At 62.9% G+C, this 4,138-nt stretch carries 4 protein-coding genes; 2 read left to right on the top strand and 2 right to left on the bottom strand.

From position 1 onward, the window contains the following. The coding region (locus tag EOA22_RS26225; protein ID WP_127390319.1) for a transporter substrate-binding domain-containing protein at nt 1-369 on the bottom strand (369 nt) is incomplete at its 3' end. A gap of 82 nt (nt 370-451) precedes the next feature. After that, nucleotides 452-1,513: an agmatinase gene (gene speB, locus EOA22_RS26220; RefSeq protein WP_013528438.1), complete on the bottom strand. Its 1,062-nt coding sequence runs from the start codon at nt 1,511-1,513 to the stop codon at nt 452-454. Between the two features lie 206 nt (nt 1,514-1,719). On the opposite strand from speB, the gene gcvA reads away from it, so the two are divergent. Together gcvA and pncB are read left to right on the top strand one after the other, a co-directional pair. After that, a complete protein-coding gene (gene gcvA, locus EOA22_RS26215) occupies nt 1,720-2,694 on the top strand; it encodes a transcriptional regulator GcvA (protein ID WP_024502059.1) in 975 nt (324 codons plus the stop codon). Between the two features lie 136 nt (nt 2,695-2,830). Then, nucleotides 2,831-4,135 (top strand): nicotinate phosphoribosyltransferase, encoded by a 1,305-nt coding sequence (gene pncB / locus EOA22_RS26210; RefSeq protein WP_013528440.1) that lies wholly within the window; start codon nt 2,831-2,833, stop codon nt 4,133-4,135. Nucleotides 4,136-4,138 lie beyond the last annotated feature (3 nt).

The following is a 4,138-nucleotide window of genomic DNA, read 5'->3' as shown; positions in this document are numbered from 1 at the left end:
CGCGTAGGCAGCGGCGAAGTCGATGACCTGCTCGCGTTCCTTCGAATAGCCGACGCTCATCAGCAGGTCGACGCGATGATCGTTCAGATACGGGATGCGGTTCTGGCCGGTGACGGCGATGGGATTGAGCTTCACCTTGAGCGTATCGGCGATGTATTGCGCGACATCCATGTCATAGCCCTTGAGGCTCATGTCGGCGCTGGCCGAGGAGAAGGGCGGAAAGTCGGCGAAGACGCCGACATTGATGGTGCCGGCCTTGGTGATGTCCGCCAGCGCATCGGCGCTAGCGGCCTGAACTGCGAGGCCGAAACCGGCCGTGCCGAGCATCAGCACGGCGGCGATGGAGGCAAATGTCTTACGGATTGTCATTGTCATTCCCCTGTCTGGAAGCTTTGTTTGTTCGGGTCGGCCGCCGGCTCCAGCGCGGCGGCTGCCTTTGCTTTTCTAGACGTCAGGCGCCCTTGCCTGTTATCGCCGGGCTGAACACCATCAGGCTCAGTATCTCGAACAGCACCTGTGCGGCGGCATGCGCCGTGTTGGTGGTCGAGTCGTATTGCGGCGCCACCTCGACGACGTCGCCGCCGACGATGTTAAGACCTTTGAGGCCGCGCAGCAGTTCGAGCACTTCGCGCGTCGTCAGACCGCCGACTTCCGGCGTGCCGGTGCCCGGCGCGAAGGCCGGATCGACGCTGTCGATGTCGAAGGAGACATAGGTCGGGCCGTCGCCGACGATCTTGCGCGCCTTCTCGATGATCGCCGGAATGCCGAGGCCGGTCACCTCCTCGGCATGCACCACGGTCATGCCGGACTCGTAGGTGAACTCCCACAGATATTCGGCCGAGCCGCGGATGCCGATCTGGATCGTGCGCGTCGGGTCGAGCACGCCGTCAAGCACCGCGTTGCGGAACGGGCCGCCATGGTGGAACTTGGTCATGTCGAACAGGCCACTGGTGTCGCAGTGGGCGTCGATATGGATCAACCCCACCGGGGCCTTCTTGCCGACGGCCTTCAGAATTGGATGGCTGATCGAATGGTCGCCGCCGATCGACAGCGGAATGACCCCGGCATCGACGATCTGGTTGGTGCGGCGCTCGATATCCTCATGGCTGGTCTCAAGCCGGTAGCGGCTGCGGAACGGCGTGTCACCAATGTCGGCGACCCTGAGCTCATGCGTCGGCGCGCATTCCAGCACGTGATTGTAGGGCCCGATGCGCTCGATGGCGCGCAACGCCCTTGGCCCGAAGCGCGAGCCCGGGCGGTTGGTGACGCCGAGATCCATCGGCACGCCGATCATCGCCACCTGCAAATCGCCGAAATCCGGATTGTCGGCCGATATTTCGCGGTAGGGCGCGGCAAGAAAGGTCGGGATGCCTGAATAGGGCGCCAGCCGCGTGCCGCTCTTGGAGAAGATCTTGTCGGCGACCTTGCGGAATTTCGGGTCGAACATCTCGCCGCCATGGCTTTCACCATATTTGCGACGCAACGCATCGAGCTTGCCGCGATCGTATCCCATGTCCGCTCCTCCTGGGCTGATGCAGTGCCGGCGCGGGTGACGCCTGCGAACCGACCGTCATCCGGCCGGGCCGCTGTCCCGCTGGCTGCCTGCAGATTTCATGTCTTGATGCTGTTCTAAACTCAAGTGTCTGGCAGTGGCATTGAAAAATCAATTGATATTGTTAGGGTGTTTTCTGTGAGAAAATCTCACAACAAAGTGGTACCATGACCAAGCGCCTGCCACCGCTCAATCCGCTGCGCGCCTTCGAGGCAACGGCTCGCCATGGTTCACTGACCAAGGCGGCGACTGAGCTGAACGTCACTCATGGCGCCGTCAGCCACCAGATCAAGGCGCTCGAGCAGTCGCTCGGTGTCAAGCTGTTCGAGCGGGTCGGCCAGCGGGTCAAGCTGACACCGCATGGCGCGGAGCTTCTGCCGGCGGTGTCGACCGCGTTCGACGGCATCGCCGCCGCCACCCAGCGCATGACAAGGCCGGCGAGCAGCGGCACACTTTCGGTCTCCTGCGTGCCGGCGCTACTGTTGCTGTGGATGACACCGCGGCTCGGCAGTTTCATGGCGCAATATCCCGACATAAGGCTGACGCTTATTCCTTCCAACGATCCCAAGGATTTGCGGGCGCCCAATATCGATGTCTGCGTGCATTATGGCGACGGCAGCTGGACCGATTGCTGGATGCGCAAATGGTCGGGCCTCGAACTGTTTCCCGTGGTCAGCCCGACCTTGATCAACAACCGGCCGATCCGCAGCGTCAGGGATCTCGCCGATCATGTCTTCCTGCATGGCGATGACGGCCGCGAGTGGCACACCTGGCTGGCTGCCGCCGATGCGCTGGACCTGGAGCGGGGCCGCCGCCATCACCTCGGCGATGCCCGTATGGCGACCGAGGCGGCGGTGCACGGCCACGGCGTGGCGCTGGGCGACTCGGTGACGGCAAGCGCGCTGCTGGCCAGGGGCATGCTGGTCGCGCCGTTCAGCCTGTCGGTGCCGGCGGTCGACGATTTCTATGTCGTCTGCCGCAACGAGATGCGGACGACGCCGATCGTGCAGGTGTTCGTCGACTGGCTGTTTGCCGAGAAAGCGGGGGACGATGGGCGCGCCGACGCCCCTGTGGCCGGCCGCATCGTCAGCCGCCGCAAGCGTCCGGCGCTCAGGGTGATGGGCGGCAAATCCGCAAGCTGATGCCGGGCTGCGCGCCGCCGCATGCAGGCAGCTCTTTTTGTCGGGCCAGCCTGAAAGCGGGCAGCGTTGCGGCCGATTCGATGCTATGAGGCCTGTCGCAATTGTGGATGGCAGGCAGCGAAGGCGGTGTTGAAACATGGCTAAGACCGATATTGCGCGGCGCGTCTACAACCACACCTGGAAGCTCGACCCGATCGTGCGCAGCTTGCTCGACACGGATTTCTACAAGCTTTTGATGCTGCAGATGATCTGGGGCATGTATCCCAAGGTCGACGCAACCTTCTCGCTGATCAACCGCACGACCTCGGTGCGCCTTGCCGACGAGATCGACGAGGGCGAATTGCGCGAACAACTCGACCATGCCCGCACCTTGCGCTTCTCCAAGAAGGAGATGATCTGGCTCGGCGGTAACAATTTCTACGGCCGCAAGCAGATCTTCGAACCGGAATTCCTCGCCTGGCTGGAAGGCTTCCGGCTGCCCGAATACGAGCTGTCGAAGTGCGACGGGCAGTATGAACTGACCTTCAGCGGGCCGTGGATGTACACCACGCTGTGGGAAATCCCGGCGCTCGCCATCATCAATGAACTCCGATCTCGCGCGGCGATGCGGGCGTTCGGGCCTTTCGCGCTCGACGTGCTCTATGCCCGCGCCAAATCCAAGATGTGGGCCAAGACCGAGCGGCTGAAGGCGCTGCCCGGCATCCGCATCTCGGATTTCGGCACGCGCCGGCGCCATTCCTTCCTATGGCAGCGCTGGTGTGTCGAGGCGTTGAAGGAAGGCATCGGCGAGGCGTTCACCGGCACCTCCAACGTGCTTTTGGCCATGGACAACGACCTCGAAGCGCTCGGCACCAACGCACATGAGCTGCCGATGGTGTTTGCCGCGCTTGCCGACTCGGAAAAAGAGCTGAGACAGTCGCCTTACAAGGTGCTGCAGGACTGGCAGCGCTACTATGGCGGCAATCTGCTGATCGTGCTGCCCGACGCCTTCGGCACAGCATCGTTCCTGCGCGATGCGCCGGACTGGGTGGCCGACTGGACGGGCTTTCGCCCCGACAGCGCGCCGCCGATCGAAGGCGGCGAAAAAATCCTGTCCTGGTGGCGCGACAAGGGCAAGGACCCCAAGCAGAAACTGCTGATCTTCTCCGACGGGCTCGAGGTCGAGACCATCGAGGAGACCTATCGCCACTTCAAGGGCAAGGTGCGCATGTCGTTCGGCTGGGGCACCAATCTGACCAATGATTTCGAAGGCTGCGCGCCGACGGAAACCAACAGCCTCGACGCCATATCGCTGGTTTGCAAGGTCACCGAGGCCAATGGCAGGCCAGCGGTCAAGCTGTCGGACAATCCGGCCAAGGCGACCGGCGATGTGAAAGAGATCGAGCGGTATCTCAGGATTTTTGGCGAGAAGGACCGCGTGGAGCAATTGGTCAAGGTGTGAGGG

The sequence above is a fragment of the Mesorhizobium sp. M7A.F.Ca.US.014.04.1.1 genome (assembly GCF_003998745.1).
GTDB classification, from domain to species: domain Bacteria; phylum Pseudomonadota; class Alphaproteobacteria; order Rhizobiales; family Rhizobiaceae; genus Mesorhizobium; species Mesorhizobium ciceri.
This window is presented reverse-complemented; position numbering and strand designations above follow the sequence as displayed.

Coding starts and splice junctions, on each gene's coding strand:
- gcvA (WP_024502059.1), top strand. CDS start 1,720: ATGACCAAGCGCCTGCCACCGCTCAATCCGCTGCGCGCCTTCGAGGCA.
- speB (WP_013528438.1), bottom strand. CDS start 1,513: ATGGGATACGATCGCGGCAAGCTCGATGCGTTGCGTCGCAAATATGGT.
- pncB (WP_013528440.1), top strand. CDS start 2,831: ATGGCTAAGACCGATATTGCGCGGCGCGTCTACAACCACACCTGGAAG.